Origin of the sequence: Enterococcus gilvus ATCC BAA-350, assembly GCF_000407545.1 — a bacterium.
In the GTDB taxonomy this organism is placed as follows: Bacteria; Bacillota; Bacilli; order Lactobacillales; family Enterococcaceae; genus Enterococcus_A; species Enterococcus_A gilvus.
Genome location: NZ_ASWH01000002.1, coordinates 144,343 through 158,519 on the forward strand (window position 1 = coordinate 144,343; position 14,177 = coordinate 158,519).

Consider the following 14,177-nt stretch of genomic DNA (forward strand, 5'->3'; position numbering starts at 1 on the left):
AGGAATGGACATGAGTGGATGGACAGATTTGTCAGACAAAGTAGTAATTGTTACAGGCGGTTCTTCAGGAATCGGAGCAAAAATAGCTCAGAACTTGCATAACAATCAAGCAAGAGTGGTGGTATGTGATGTGAATGAAGGGGAACAAGTAAAGGAATACGCGGATTTATTTGTTAGCTGTGATATCACAGACCCAAAAAGTGTGGAAAAGATGGTCGCAACGGTCCTTGAAACGTATGGTAAGGTCGATGCGTTAGTCAACAATGCCGGTGTCAATCGTCCGAGATTATTAGTCGATTTTTACAAAAAAGAGAAGAAGTACGAAGCAACAGTTGAAGATTTTGATTTTATCACGAACGTCAACCAAAAAGGACCCTTTCTATGTACACAAGCAGTTGTTCGAGACATGATCGAAAAGAATAAGGGCGTGATCGTCAATGTTTCCTCTGAAGCAGGAACAGAAGGTTCAGCAGGACAGAGTATTTATTCTGCGACCAAAGCAGCGTTGAATGGTTTTACCCGTTCATGGGCGAAGGAGCTGGGTAAATTTGGAATTCGTGTGGTAGGAATCGCACCTGGTATCAACAAACGGACCAACATGAACAGTGATGCAAATTATGAAGCGCTGGCGTATACTCGCGGACTTGACCCGAATAACATCGACAATGATTATACAGGCTCAATTCCTTTAGGACGTGCCGGCGAGCATGAAGAGCTGGGAGATTTAGTCAGTTATTTGGTATCGGATCATTCGAGCTACATCACAGGGACGACTTTGAACATCAGTGGCGGAAAATCCAGATAATTGATCACTAATCGAAGAGCGGACTCATTCTGTTCTTCGTTGGATAATTGAAAGCGGATTCTTTAAATGAAGGAGGAAGAAAATGGATAACACAGTATCGAATTCCGGTGGAAACAAAACAGCATTGGTAAAGATTCAGCGATTTGGGAACTTTTTGAGCGGCATGGTGATGCCGAATCTCGGAGTTTTCGTCGCATGGGGTATTTTAACGGCATTATTCATTCCAACAGGTTGGATTCCTAATGATTATTTAGGTGAGTTGGTTAGTCCCATCTTAACCTATGCGATGCCGATGCTGATCGGGTACACCGGTGGTAAAATGATTCACGGCAATCGTGGCGGTGCGATCGGTGTGTTAGCAACGATGGGCGTGATCGTCGGAGCAGATGTAACAATGTTGAGTGGAGCAATGCTGATGGGTCCACTCGCGGCTTGGTTAATGAAAAAAGTAGACGGTGTGTTAGATGGTAAATTTAAACCAGGATTTGAGATGCTGGTCAGCAATTTTTCAATGGGGATTTTGGGATTGATTATCGTGATTGCTGGATATGTAGCGATCGGACCAGTGATGCAGGGGATTTTGAACGTGCTATCTGGTGGTGTGAACTGGGTTTTAGAGCATAAACTATTGCCATTATTATCAATTTTTGTTGCGCCAGCCCAAGTGCTCTTTCTAAACAATGCGATCAATCATGGGATCATGGCACCTTTAGGATTAGAGCAGGTGGCAGCAGCTGGGAAATCTATTTTATTCTTGGTTGACCCGAACTGCGGTCCTTCTGTTGGAACGCTCTTAGCGGTCAGTATTTTTGGACGCGGTATGGCAAAACGTACAGCGCCGATGGCAGCGATCATCGCCGGAATCGGCGGGATCGGGGAAGTGTATTTTCCATTCGTATTGATGAAGCCCAAACTGGTTTTTGCAACGATGGGTGGGATGGCGACGTCGTTAGGACTATTCCAATTGTTAGGCGGTGGAACGGTAGCCACACCTAGCCCAGGGAGCTTTTTCGCAATGCTGATGTTGACACCAAGAGGAGCAATGGTAGGCAATCTTGTGGGCTTCTTTGCCGGTATGGCAGTCTCCTTCACGATCGGAATGTTGTTATTAAAAACAGAGCGTGGCGGAGAAGAAGAGGAAGAATTAGCAGATGGTAGTTTAGCAGAACGAGCTAAATATAACAATGCTGTCTTGTCTCAAGGAACACAAGGCGTATCTATCAATAAAATCGTTGTCGCTTGCGATGCCGGGATGGGCTCGAGTGCCATGGGAGCATCTATCTTAAAAACGCAGGCGAAAAAAGCGATGCTAGATGTTGAAATCATCAATACTAAAATCGAAGAAATTCCAAATGACACAGATCTAATCGTGACTCACACACAGTTAGTTGAGCGAGCAAAAAAACTTCATGGAGATGGTCAGAAAAAGTTCATGACGATCACGAACTTCATGGAAGGTGATCAATATAAGGATATTATTGCTTATTTGAAACAAGTTAAATCGAGTGTAGGCGAAGAACGGGCGGTGGTTGAAAAAAAGCAGTCAACACCGATCTCTAAAGAGGTACTGAGTATTGATAATATCAGACTAAATCAGTCCTTCGACACAAAAGAAGCCGCAATCAAAAAAGCCGGGGACATTTTGGTAGAGAACGGGTATGTAAAGCCAGAATATGTGCAATCAATGCAGGAACGAGAAAAAACGGTGTCTGTCTACGTCGGCAATCATGTCGCGATTCCTCATGGAACAGGCAACTCAGAGGACTTGATCTTAAAATCAGGGATTTCGATTCTGCAAGTACCAAAAGGAGTTAGCTTCGGAGCAGAAACGGCTTATGTTCTTATCGGAATCGCTGGCAAAGGCAATAGTCATTTAGAAATTTTGAGTAAAATTGCTGACTTCTGTTCTGATTCCAAAAATGTAGAGAAAATCAGACAAGCCACTTCAGAAGAAGAAATATTAAGAATGTTAAGTGCAATCAATTGATAAATAGAATAACGGAGTAATCACAATCTATAATACTCTGAATAGGACACTGCTTAAGGCGAGTGACTTATTCAGAGTGTTTTTTTATTGACAGCTTGTTATCGTATCAAACACAAAGCACCTTTGTTGTCTTCCATGAGGTTCGCAAGGTACAATGTAAGAAGAGTCAAGAATGACAGTCAGGAAAAAATAAAGTGTCTCCCATATGTTTTTTAATAGGAGGTCGTTATGAAAAATCTCATTGCAGCAGGATTTCTATTTGTTGGCGGTGCCATATTAATGACTGTAACAGAAATGGGACGGATCGTGCCTTTTCTAGGCGCGGCCTGTGCATTGATCGGAGCAGGATTGTTGTTATATTTTGTTTTTAGTAATAACGGAAAGTATGATTGAAGATACCTCGTTTGGTTTGTATAGATATTTTTTTAGCCTCGTGCCTTTGAGTAGGACGGGGCTTTTTTGATCACCCATCAAACTGTGGCGCGAAAAATAATTTTTTATTTTCCCTTGACTTTCAAATTTTATGGGAGTACTCTAGCAACAATCAATTGAATAACAAAACGCAATGATAAGGATAGGATTCCATCAGGAGATACTTTCAGAGAATGAAGCCTTGGCTGTGAGCTTCTAGTAGAAATTTTGGCGTTACTCCCTTAGAGAAATCAGCAAAAGACTGGTCGCATGATATACGTTATAATATCGCAATGAGCCGAGAAAATATTTCTGTGAAATTTTCTTGGGAACATGGGTGGTAACACGTTAATCGAACACGTCCCTTTTTTAGGGGACGTGTTTTTTTATATTGTTTTTTATAAAAGAGAGAATGGAGTTGAACAAGTATGTCAAACAATGAAGTTGAAGTCGTATTTCCAAATGGAAGCAAGAAAATGGTGGTGGCAGGCACTACATTGCACGAAGTAGCGAAAGAAATGAATGCAGAGGCAGTGATTGGGAGTATCGACGGTACGTTGTTGGACTTGTTTTCACCCATTGACCATCCCAGCCATGTTTCGTTTTATGGAAAAGACAGTCAAGAGGGCCTAGCTGCAATGCGCAGAAGTATCGGTTTGGTTTTTAGCGGAGCGATAAAGAAACGTTATAAAAAAGCGGTTATTTCTGAAATAATGCTAAATGAGCACGGCTTTTTTGTCGATATGCGTTTGGATCAGTCATTGAGTATTTTAACATTTAAAGAAATCGAGCAAGACATGAAGGCTCTTCAAAAAAATAACAATCGGATCAGTAAGAAAATTGTTTCGGTCAAGGAAGCAAAAGCGATTTTCAAAGACAACGATCTACAATTAGAGCTGCTAGAGGCGCTTCCTGAAGAGGATCGCGGATGTATTTATCAATTTGGCGAGGGGATCACTTTTTCAAAAGAACCGTTTGCTTTGGATGTGAAGCCTATTAAGAATTTCAAATTGTTAAAGGTTTCTGGTGCGTATTGGCAAGGAAATGCAGACAATGAGATGCTTCAGCGGGTGAATGGCGTTGTTTTTTCTTCAAAGGATGATCTGGCGGAGTATCTGGCTTTCTTAGAGGAATCAGAAAAGCGCAGTCATCAAAAACTGGGCAAAGAATTGAAGTTGTTTATGTTTTCTGAAGAAGCGCCGGGAATGCCTTTTTACCTATCAAACGGGCAAACAGTTCGTAACGAACTAGAAAAATTCTTGCGGGAATTGCAAACGAGATATGACTACGACGAAGTAAAAACGCCCTTGATTATGAATGAACGGTTGTGGCGACGTTCAGGGCATTGGGATCATTATAAAGATAACATGTACTTTACAAAAGTGGATGATCAGGACTATGCGTTGAAGCCCATGAACTGTCCGGGACACTGCATGATTTATAAAGATGATGTTCGCTCGTACCGGGATTTACCGATTCGAATGGCTGAATTTGGTCAGGTCCATCGGCATGAATTCAGTGGCGCGTTAAACGGGCTGCTTCGGGTTCGGACTTTTTGCCAAGATGATGCGCATATTTTCGTTAGTCCCGATCAAATCAAGGCAGAAATTTCGCTGGCATTAAAAATCATCGATGAGGTGTACAAAGTGTTTGGCTTTGAATATTCGGTGGAACTGTCTACGCGGCCAGATGATTTTATGGGCGAAATTGCGATGTGGGACAAGGCGGAAAATTCATTGAAAGAAGTATTAGACAGCCTCGGTTATAACTACGCGATCAATGAAGGGGACGGCGCGTTTTATGGCCCTAAAATCGACATTCATATCAAGGATGCCCTCAATCGCAGCCATCAATGCGCGACTGTTCAACTGGATTTTCAAATGCCGGAAAAATTTGATCTAAGCTTTATTGATCAAAACAATGAAAAACAGCGTCCTGTGATGATTCACCGTGCAGTATTTGGGTCGTTAGATCGCTTCTTTGGTATTTTGATCGAACATTATGCCGGTGCGTTCCCTGTTTGGCTGGCACCGAAGCAGGTAGAATTGCTCTCAGTCGCAGAGAAGCATAACGGCTATGTGGACGCCCTTTATCAAGAGTTCCAAGAAAACGGCATTCGCGTGTCGAAGGATGTCCGCAACGAAAAATTAGGCAAAAAGATCCGCGAAGCCGAATTAAGAAAAGCACCGTATAGTTTAGTTATCGGGGATTATGAAATGAATGGCGCCGAATTTGCTGTTCGAAAACGCGGATCTCAAGAAATCCAAAAAATCGATAAGCAAGCCTTCGTTGAAATGGTTAAAAAGCAAATAGCTGAGAAAAATCATAGCTTTTAAGGTGTTTGACCTTTGGTAACGTTGGGTCAGAAAGTGATTAATTTCTAAAAGGATAACTAAACCATGAAAAAGTTGACGGGAACGCTCTTTGAGTTCTCGTCAACTTTTTTGTATGTTTGAATCACTCTTGCTTTTTTGAAAAGGTTAAGTATCTTTGGACATTTAAAACCACTAAATTCGTTTTGTTTTTTGTGCACTTTGAACAGTGTATAGTGTCTGGAAAACCCTTACGATAGGAATGAAAACGTGTGTCCAGACAATCAAAATAAAACAGAAAAAGGTGAAAGAGATGAAAGTAACAAAGACGGAGCTGCATCAATTAATCAAAGATAAGATTCATCAAGCGGGATTACCTGAGGAGCAGGCGGAGATCGTTAGTGACGTACTGACTTTTGCTGACGCAAGGGGAATCCACTCGCATGGAGCGATGCGTGTCGAATATTATTCAGAACGGATCGCCAAAGGGGGAATCACACAAAATCCGGCATTTCATTTTTCAAAAACGGGTCCAAGCTGCGGGATTTTTGAAGGTGATAATGGTTCAGGGTTTGTAGCAGCGGAAAAAGCAATGGATCAAGCGATCGAGATTGCTAAGGAAACAGGGATCGCTGTGATCGGTATTAGAAATATTTCTCATAGTGGCGCTTTGGCGTATTATGTCGAACGGGCCGCGGAAAATGATATGGTTGCGGTATCGGTTTGCCAATCCGATCCTATGGTAGTGCCTTTCGGCGGGAGCGAGCCTTTCTTTGGAACCAATCCGATCGCGTTTGCGGCACCAAGCAACGACGAACGAATCATTACTTTTGATATGGCAACGACGGTTCAGGCGTGGGGGAAAATTTTACACGCGCGTTCTCGTAAAGAATCGATCCCGGATACGTGGGCGGTGGATGAACAAGGGAATCCGACGACAGATTCGACGAAGGTCAATGCTTTAGTCCCGATTGCAGGAGCAAAGGGCTATGGGTTGATGATGATGGTGGATGTCTTATCCGGGGTGCTATTAGGCGTTCCGTTTGGGAAACATGTATCCTCGATGTATCATGATCTTTCAAAAGGAAGAGAACTAGGGCAGTTGCATATTGTCATAAATCCAGAATTTTTTGTTGGGTTGGAACCATTTAAGCAGACGATTTCTACGATGCTGGATGAGCTGAAAACTGTCGCGCCCAGCGCAGGCTTCAAAGAAGTAAATTATCCTGGGGAACGTGGAAGAATGCGAGAGAAAAATTACGAGGAAAACGGTATTGAAATCGTTGATGACATTTATGAATACTTAACGAGTGACGCGATTCATTACGATCGTTACGATCACAAAAACAAGTTCGCTGAATAAGGGCTTGCCTCAAATTTCCAGCGATTTCTTTGCGGATTGAGGAAGAGTCACTTTATCAGGAATGAAACGAAAACGTTCCAATTCTACTATTATATAGGTAGTAGAATTGGAACGTTTTTTTATCTGCCTAAATAGTTTTAAATAGCCATGCTCTCAATTTTTGGTACACATCGTCAGCAATCGGATTTTTTTCCCGATCAAAATCATGTTCTGCCACGTGTAGTTCCAGAAATTCACTGTTGGACACAGCCTTCGACAATTCACGGGATGAAGCAATCGGGACATCAGGATCATCCGTGCAATGGACGATAAAAGTTGGAGGAAAGTGTGTCAATTGCGTCGTGCTGAGGGACAGCTCTTTGGTAAGTGGTCCCAGATAACTCAGCCAATTCCCATATTGTCGCGCGGAAAGGTAGAGAGGAAATCTTTTTTCTAGCGGCTGATCCGCTACGGGATGGTCCTGAATCAATTGCTGCGCTTCTAATGGGGAAACTTTTGGAAAGCGATGATAGTAAGTATTGGGTAAAGTAAATGCTGGATGTTCAAAATGGTGGTATCCGTAAAAACGGATCAGGCCTCGTTGGTGTTCATAATTGTTGGCAGTTAAAATAGAAGCTAAGTAACCGCCTGCAGAGCGTCCAAATAGGAAAAAATCTGGTTCCGATAAATCAAGTGTCGTTTGGAAATGAGCTAAAAACCATGTGACCGCGTCTTCTAAGCAATGAAGAATTTCCCTCAACGGTGTTTCTGGTGCAAGAGGATAATCAAAGGCCAAGACATTGAAACCATTTTCCAGAAAAAGATCCAGATACGCTTGGGGCAGATCGTCACGACTGCCAAAAAGAAATCCGCCACCGTGCAAATACAGAAGTGTCGCATTCTTCGGATGAGGATTCTTTGTTTGGTAAAAGGACGCCTTCAAGGAAAGCGAAGCTTCAATGGTGTAAATGAGTGGTTGATTAGGCATAAAATCCCTTCTTTCTGTATCAATTATAGAAAACATTTCAAAAGATTTAACAGCACTTTAGCACAAAATGATACAGATTTTTGTAACTTTTGAACAATGATGTTAGCAGTATTAGCGTTTACAATTGAATTAACAACTGAAGGAGGTTCATGAAATGACTTTAGAAAAGCGTTTAGATAAGAATATCCACGAATTGTCACAAATAGGTAGTGATCCAACAGGCGGTATGACACGGTTGCTCTATTCAGATTCGTGGTTAGAGGCGCAGAAGTTTGTTGAAGGAAAAATGCAGGAAATTGGACTAGAAACGTCCTACGACGCGATTGGAAATTTATTTGGACGTGTTGCTGGTACAAAATACCCAGAGGAAACGATTCTTTCTGGCTCCCATATTGATACCGTTGTCAATGGCGGTACGTTAGATGGGCAATTTGGCGTAATGGCTGCTTATCTTGCTGTTCAGCACTTATTGGAAACTTATGGTCAGCCTCTGCGTTCCTTAGAGGTCATTTCTATGGCAGAAGAAGAGGGCAGTCGTTTTCCTACAGTCTTTTGGGGAAGTAAAAACTTTGTTGGTGAAGCCTCCAGAGAACAGGTGGAAGCCATCGCCGATTCTGAAGGATTGAAATTTATAGATGAAATGCGTCGTCAAGGGTTTGACTTTGCGGATGACGCGAAGAAACGGCGGGAGGATATCAAAGCGTTTGTTGAGATCCACATTGAACAAGGAAATGTTTTAGAAAATGAAAAACTGCAAATCGGTGTCGTGAACAATATCGCGGGCCAGAAGCGTTATACCTTTGTTTTAAAGGGTGAGGCCAACCATGCTGGAACAACACCGATGGGCTATCGTCGTGACGCTGTGTACGGATTCTCAAAAATTTGTTCAGAAATTATCGATCGTGCCTTTGCAGAAGGGGATCCTCTCGTGGTTACTTTCGGCAAGGTCGAGCCTAAACCAAATACAGTAAATGTCGTGCCGGGCGAAGTCCTATTTACGATGGATTGCCGTCATACAGACGTGGATGCGTTAAGCAAATTCACGAAAGAGGCAGAAGCGTACATGAAAGAAGTCGCAAAAGAGCTGGACTTGAAATTAGATATCGACCTTTGGATGGATGAAACGCCAGTTCCAATGGATGAAGCAGTTGTTGCCGTTGTCGAAGAAGCAGCAAAAGCGAAAGAAAAGAGCTATAAAGTGATGCACAGTGGTGCAGGTCATGATTCTCAAGTGATTGCGCCGCATTATCCGACAGCAATGATTTTTGTGCCAAGCATCAAAGGAATCAGCCATAATCCAGCAGAAGCGACAGATTTGGCAGACTTGGTTGCCGGAGTCGAAGTACTGGCGCAAGCATTATATGAACTGGCATACAAAGAGTAGGGAAGAGGAAAAAAGATGGGGTACAAGAATAATAATACTGGCTATATCGAAGGGTTATTAGAATCAAGAGCAGTGATCAAGAAAAATAATTATGCAGTTCTTCCTCACGACGGATTGGTAAACAATGTGATCCCGGGATTTGAGAATTGCGATTGTTCTATATTGGGGTCAACAAAACTTGGTGCAAGCTTTGTTGATTACATCATGACATTCCATAAAGAAGGAAAAAATGAACGCGGCTTTGGCGGAGAAGGCATCGAAACGTTGGTCTACGTGATCGACGGTAAGCTGACGGTCAGCGACAGCAAGGAAAGTCATACGGTCGCTTCGGGTGGTTATGTGTATCTACCCGCAGGAGAAAAAATGTTTTTAGCAAATGCACAAGAGGAAGAAACCGAGTTCTTTCTATATAAGAAACGCTATCAACCATTAGAGGGCTACAGCGCTTATAAAGTCGTCGGGAACGTGAATGAAATGGAACCGATCGAATATGAAGGCATGAAAGATGTGTTACTTTGGGATTTTCTGCCGAAGGACCTTGGCTTCGATATGAATTTCCATATCCTGTCGTTTGAACCAGGAGCTAGTCATGGGTATATCGAGACCCATTATCAAGAACATGGGGCGTACCTGCTCTCTGGAAAAGGAATGTACAACTTGGATAATGACTGGCTGCCTGTCGAAAAAGGCGACTACATTTTCATGAGTGCTTATGTTCATCAGGCAGCGTATGCTGTTGGGCGGAAAGAGCCTTTAAAATATGTCTATTCGAAGGACTGCAATCGTGATCCTGAAATTTAAATAAAGGAAGTCGTTTTTATTATGGAAGAAACAATGATCGTTCAACCAGCAAAATTACATGAGTTGATTCAAAATAAATTAATGCGTGCCGGATTAAGAGAAGGCCATGCCGATACTGTGGCGGAGCATTTGGTATTTGCGGATGCTTGCGGTATCCACTCCCACGGGGCTGTTCGCGTGGATTATTATGCCGAACGAATCGCGAAAGGCGGCGTGACACTTGATCCTAAAATCACCTTTGAACGAACTGGCGCAAGTACAGGAATCGTTCATGGAGACAATGGTGTCGGGCAATTCGTGGCGCTTCAGGCGTTAGAATATGCGATCGATCAGGCAAAAGAGTCTGGTGCAGCAATCGTTGGTGTGAAGCGGATCAGTCATTGCGGCGCACTTTCGTATTATGTAAAGCGAGCTGCAGAAGAAAACCTCATCGCTATTTCAATGTGCCAGTCAGATCCCATGGTCGTTCCTTTTGGCGGTTCGGAAAACTATTTTGGAACGAATCCGATCGCTTTTGCAGCACCTAGGGAACACGGCGCACCGGTTGTTTTTGATATGGCTACAACGGTTCAAGCATGGGGGAAAATTTTAGACGCGCGTTCAAAAAACCAAGATATTCCTGATACTTGGGCAGTGGATGCGGACGGTAAACCAACAACGAATCCTCATGAGGTCAACGGCTTATTGCCAATGGCTGGACCAAAAGGGTTTGGTTTGATGATGATGGTGGATGTGTTATCTGGCATGCTGCTAGGTCTGCCTTTCGGAAAAAACGTTTCTTCTATGTATAGTGACCTAACGGAAAAACGCAACCTCGGACAATTATTTATTTTGATTGATCCACGACGCTTTACTGATTTGGCAAGTTTTAAGCACAGTATTGAAACCATGATTGAAGAATTGCATAGCATCGCTCCAGCAGCTGGCTTTAAGCAAGTCTATTACCCGGGAGAAACCAATCAGATCAAGTATGAGGAATACTCCTCTGAAGGAATTCCTGTGGCGAAGAAGGTAGTAGACTATTTGGAAAGTGATACGATCCATTTTGATCAATATGGAGAAACTGGGAGTTTTGCAACCAACTAACAGAGAGTGAGGGAATCACGTGTTACACACGATTATTCAAAAAAACAGTTATCAAGATTCGATCGTATTAATGTTGTTAACGAATCGATTAAATACGCTAGATGGCGTGAACAAGGCGTCCGTTATGATGGGAACACCAGCAAATAAAGATATTTTCAAAACAGGCGGCTTATATACATCCGAACTTGAAGAGGCGTCCTCAAATGACATGGCGATCGTTTTAGACATTCAGGAAACAGAGGAACAATTGATCCAAAATGTGTTGAGTACAATTGATGAATTCTTAGCGGAGCAAAGCAAGGGCGGCAATGAAAAAGGGACAGAAACAGTAAAAACATGGGACAAAGCGATAGCGCTTGGCGAAGATGCTCATGTGGCCGTCTTCTCAATTCCAGGAACACATGCGGCAGGCGAGATCGAGCACGCGTTGGACGAAGGCAAGCATGTCTTCTGTTTTAGTGACAACGTCGCACTGGAAGATGAAGTTCGTTTAAAAAAACTAGCTCATGAAAAAGGCCTGCTATTAATGGGTCCAGACTGTGGAACGGGTATCATCAATGGCATTCCTGTAGCCTTTACCAACGCAGTTCGCAAAGGGAGTATCGGCGTTGTCGGGGCCTCTGGGACAGGGATTCAAGAAGTAACGACCTTGATTCATAAATTAGGCGGCGGCGTGACCAACGCGATCGGAACCGGCGGGCGCGATTTAAAAGCTGAAGTTGGCGGTATCACGCTGAAGGACAGTGTTGCAACATTGGAAAAAGATCCAGAGACAAAAGTGATCGTCGTTATTTCCAAACCACCTGCACCAAGCGTACGGGATGAGGTGCTTGATCTATTGAGAAGTGCTTCAAAACCAGTTGTTACGATTTTCTTAGGCGAAGAACCGACCGATCATGAAGAGAATCTTTATAGAGCCTATACATTAGAAGAAGCTGCTGAAATCGCCGTTCAACTGATGGAAGAGGAGCAGGTCAAAGTGAAGGCGGATGAACTGGAAAATCCAGGGTATTCATTTGTCTCAGGACAAACAGGGATCAAAGGGCTTTATTCTGGCGGAACGTTGGCCTATGAAGCAGCGATGCTAATGAAACGAGCGCTAGGGCTGAAGGAAGATCAGGAAACAGAGGCTGGCTTTATCTTAAAGAATGGTGTCCACGAGATCATTGATTTGGGAGACGACATCTATACACAAGGAAAACCGCACCCGATGATCGATCCAAGCAAGCGACAAGAAATGCTGGTCCAAGCAGCAGACGAAGCGACGACTGCCGTGATCTTGCTGGATGATGTTCTAGGCTATGGTTCCCATGAAAATATGGCAAAAGAATTGGCTCCAACAATCAAAGAAATCAAGAAAAAAGCCGCCTCCGAAGGTCGCGAATTGGCAGTTATAGCAACGATCGTCGGGACGGATGAAGATCCGCAAAACATGGAGGAACAAAAGGCGATTCTAGAAGAAGCTGGAACGATTTTATGCACGAGCAATGCGCAAGCGGTCAAGCTGGCATTAGTTATGTTAGGACACCCATTGACGCTTCCAGAAAGAACTGTTTTACCGAAAAAAGCCAGCAGCAACCCGCAAATCGCACCTTCTAAAGAAATGATGCGTTTGCTTACGAATGAGGCATTTATCAACATTGGTCTGCGGAGTTTTTCTGACGCGATCATCAGTCATCATGGCAAAGCCGTTCAATTTGACTGGCAGCCAGTTGCTGGCGGAAATCCAACCTTGCAAAAAGCATTGCAGTTTTTGAATAAAGTGGAATTGAATTAGGAGGAGAATGAAAAGTGTACAAAACAATTGATGAAGCAAACCAAGCGGTCGCCGCAAAAATTGTAGCCGGTTCTCCTTTCTTATTAGATGTAGTACCTGCGAAAACCGTGATCTCTGAATTAAATGAAGGCAAGGTCTTGTTACATGCTGGACCACCGATTCGTTACGACCAAATGATCGACCCGATTCAAGGGGCCTGTGTCGGCGCCGCGCTGTTTGAAGGATGGGGCGAAACAGAGGAAGAGGTTCGGCAGCAGTTAGAGTCTGGCGAAGTCACTCTGATCCCTTGCCATCATGTGGATGCAGTAGGACCGATGGGGGGCATCACCTCTGCCAATATGGCTGTATTGGTCGTCGAAAATAAAACGGACGGTAATCGTGCCTATTGCACAATGAATGAAGGCATTGGAGCAGTCTTACGATTTGGTGCCTATTCTGAAGAAGTCGTCAACCGTCTGCATTGGATGAAAAATACGCTGGGACCAGTTCTAAGCGCAGCATTAAAAACGATGGATAACGGGTTGAATGTCAATGTCTTAGTTGCCAAAGCGATTTCGATGGGGGATGAGTTTCACCAACGGAACATCGCGGCATCATTGGCTTTCTTGAAGGAAGTTGCACCTGCGATCGTCTCATTAAAAGAGTTCGAGGAAGAGAAACAAGAGGTCATTCAGTTCTTGGCAGATACGGATCAATTCTTCTTGAACATCATGATGGCTTCAGCCAAAGCAGTCATGGACGGGGCTCGGAAAATTCAAGAAGGGACCATCGTGACAGCCATGTGCCGGAACGGGCATGAATTCGGTATTCGAATCGCAGGGATGGGGGATGAATGGTTCACCGGTCCTGTGAACACGCCGAAAGGTCTGTACTTCTCAGGATTCAGCGAAGCCGATGCCTCACCAGATATGGGAGATAGCGCGATTACAGAAACCTTTGGTGTTGGCGGCATGGCGATGATCGCTGCTCCGGCAGTGACGCGATTCGTCGGTTCAGGCGGCTTTTATGATGCCTTGAACACCAGCAACGAGATGACGGAAATCTGTATCGACAGCAATCCGAATTTCCCTGTTCCTACGTGGGATTTCAAAGGAATCTGCTTAGGTATCGATGCGAGAAAAGTTGTTGAAACGGGCATCTTGCCAGTCATTAATACGGGAATCGCGAATAAGAAGGCTGGAAAGGGACAAATCGGTGCGGGAACAGTGACACCGCCGATTGATTGTTTTGAAAAAGCCGTTCTAGCCTATGCGAAGAAACTAGGATTCAACGAATAAAGGAGAG

11 protein-coding genes are annotated in these 14,177 nt (G+C 43.7%); 10 read left to right on the forward strand and 1 reads right to left on the reverse strand.

Annotated elements, in window-relative coordinates; translation table 11 throughout:
* Window positions 1-10: 10 nt before the first annotated feature.
* From I592_RS15740 to allD (I592_RS15755), 5 genes are all read left to right on the forward strand, one after another.
* Window positions 11-805 carry a sorbitol-6-phosphate dehydrogenase subunit gene (locus I592_RS15740; protein ID WP_010778698.1) on the forward strand — a complete coding sequence of 265 codons (795 nt, stop codon included), beginning with the start codon at window positions 11-13 and terminating at the stop codon, window positions 803-805.
* An 82-nt stretch (window positions 806-887) separates the two neighbouring features.
* Window positions 888-2,792, forward strand: coding sequence for a PTS mannitol transporter subunit IICBA (locus tag I592_RS15745; protein ID WP_010778697.1), 1,905 nt, complete (start codon window positions 888-890; stop codon window positions 2,790-2,792).
* Window positions 2,793-3,020: 228 nt separating this feature from the next.
* On the forward strand, window positions 3,021-3,185 hold the full coding sequence (locus I592_RS21705; protein WP_010778696.1) for a hypothetical protein: 165 nt from the start codon (window positions 3,021-3,023) through the stop codon (window positions 3,183-3,185).
* A gap of 446 nt (window positions 3,186-3,631) precedes the next feature.
* Window positions 3,632-5,539: a threonine--tRNA ligase gene (thrS, locus tag I592_RS15750; RefSeq protein ID WP_010778695.1), complete on the forward strand. Its 1,908-nt coding sequence runs from the start codon at window positions 3,632-3,634 to the stop codon at window positions 5,537-5,539.
* Between the two features lie 289 nt (window positions 5,540-5,828).
* A complete protein-coding gene (gene allD / locus I592_RS15755) occupies window positions 5,829-6,878 on the forward strand; it encodes an ureidoglycolate dehydrogenase (RefSeq protein WP_010778694.1) in 1,050 nt (349 codons plus the stop codon).
* A gap of 127 nt (window positions 6,879-7,005) precedes the next feature.
* Here allD (I592_RS15755) and I592_RS15760 read toward each other — a convergent pair whose 3' ends face one another.
* The gene (locus I592_RS15760) at window positions 7,006-7,845 is read right to left on the reverse strand and encodes an alpha/beta hydrolase (RefSeq protein WP_010778693.1); all 840 of its coding nucleotides are present in this window, start codon (window positions 7,843-7,845) and stop codon (window positions 7,006-7,008) included.
* Window positions 7,846-7,999: 154 nt separating this feature from the next.
* Here I592_RS15760 and allC point away from each other — a divergent pair, with 154 nt between their 5' ends.
* From allC to I592_RS15785, 5 genes are read left to right on the forward strand one after another with little or no spacing between them, the layout of a single operon-like run.
* Window positions 8,000-9,229, forward strand: a complete 1,230-nt coding sequence (allC, locus tag I592_RS15765) for an allantoate deiminase (protein ID WP_010778692.1) — start codon at window positions 8,000-8,002, stop codon at window positions 9,227-9,229.
* A 15-nt stretch (window positions 9,230-9,244) separates the two neighbouring features.
* The gene (allE, locus tag I592_RS15770) at window positions 9,245-10,030 is read left to right on the forward strand and encodes a (S)-ureidoglycine aminohydrolase (RefSeq protein WP_010778691.1); all 786 of its coding nucleotides are present in this window, start codon (window positions 9,245-9,247) and stop codon (window positions 10,028-10,030) included.
* Window positions 10,031-10,051: 21 nt separating this feature from the next.
* Window positions 10,052-11,116: an ureidoglycolate dehydrogenase gene (gene allD, locus I592_RS15775; RefSeq protein WP_044926676.1), complete on the forward strand. Its 1,065-nt coding sequence runs from the start codon at window positions 10,052-10,054 to the stop codon at window positions 11,114-11,116.
* Window positions 11,117-11,135: 19 nt separating this feature from the next.
* Complete coding sequence (fdrA, locus tag I592_RS15780) at window positions 11,136-12,893, forward strand: acyl-CoA synthetase FdrA (RefSeq protein ID WP_010778689.1); 1,758 nt, start codon at window positions 11,136-11,138, stop codon at window positions 12,891-12,893.
* A gap of 14 nt (window positions 12,894-12,907) precedes the next feature.
* Window positions 12,908-14,170 carry a YlbE family protein gene (locus I592_RS15785; protein WP_010778688.1) on the forward strand — a complete coding sequence of 421 codons (1,263 nt, stop codon included), beginning with the start codon at window positions 12,908-12,910 and terminating at the stop codon, window positions 14,168-14,170.
* Window positions 14,171-14,177 lie beyond the last annotated feature (7 nt).

Excerpts from the sequence above, each read along its gene's own strand:
- I592_RS21705 (WP_010778696.1), top strand. The coding sequence starts at position 3,021 with ATGAAAAATCTCATTGCAGCAGGATTTCTATTTGTTGGCGGTGCCATA.
- allD (WP_010778694.1), top strand. The coding sequence starts at position 5,829 with ATGAAAGTAACAAAGACGGAGCTGCATCAATTAATCAAAGATAAGATT.
- allD (WP_044926676.1), top strand. The coding sequence starts at position 10,052 with ATGGAAGAAACAATGATCGTTCAACCAGCAAAATTACATGAGTTGATT.
- allC (WP_010778692.1), top strand. The coding sequence starts at position 8,000 with ATGACTTTAGAAAAGCGTTTAGATAAGAATATCCACGAATTGTCACAA.
- I592_RS15745 (WP_010778697.1), top strand. The coding sequence starts at position 888 with ATGGATAACACAGTATCGAATTCCGGTGGAAACAAAACAGCATTGGTA.
- I592_RS15760 (WP_010778693.1), bottom strand. The coding sequence starts at position 7,845 with ATGCCTAATCAACCACTCATTTACACCATTGAAGCTTCGCTTTCCTTG.
- thrS (WP_010778695.1), top strand. The coding sequence starts at position 3,632 with ATGTCAAACAATGAAGTTGAAGTCGTATTTCCAAATGGAAGCAAGAAA.
- I592_RS15740 (WP_010778698.1), top strand. The coding sequence starts at position 11 with ATGAGTGGATGGACAGATTTGTCAGACAAAGTAGTAATTGTTACAGGC.
- allE (WP_010778691.1), top strand. The coding sequence starts at position 9,245 with ATGGGGTACAAGAATAATAATACTGGCTATATCGAAGGGTTATTAGAA.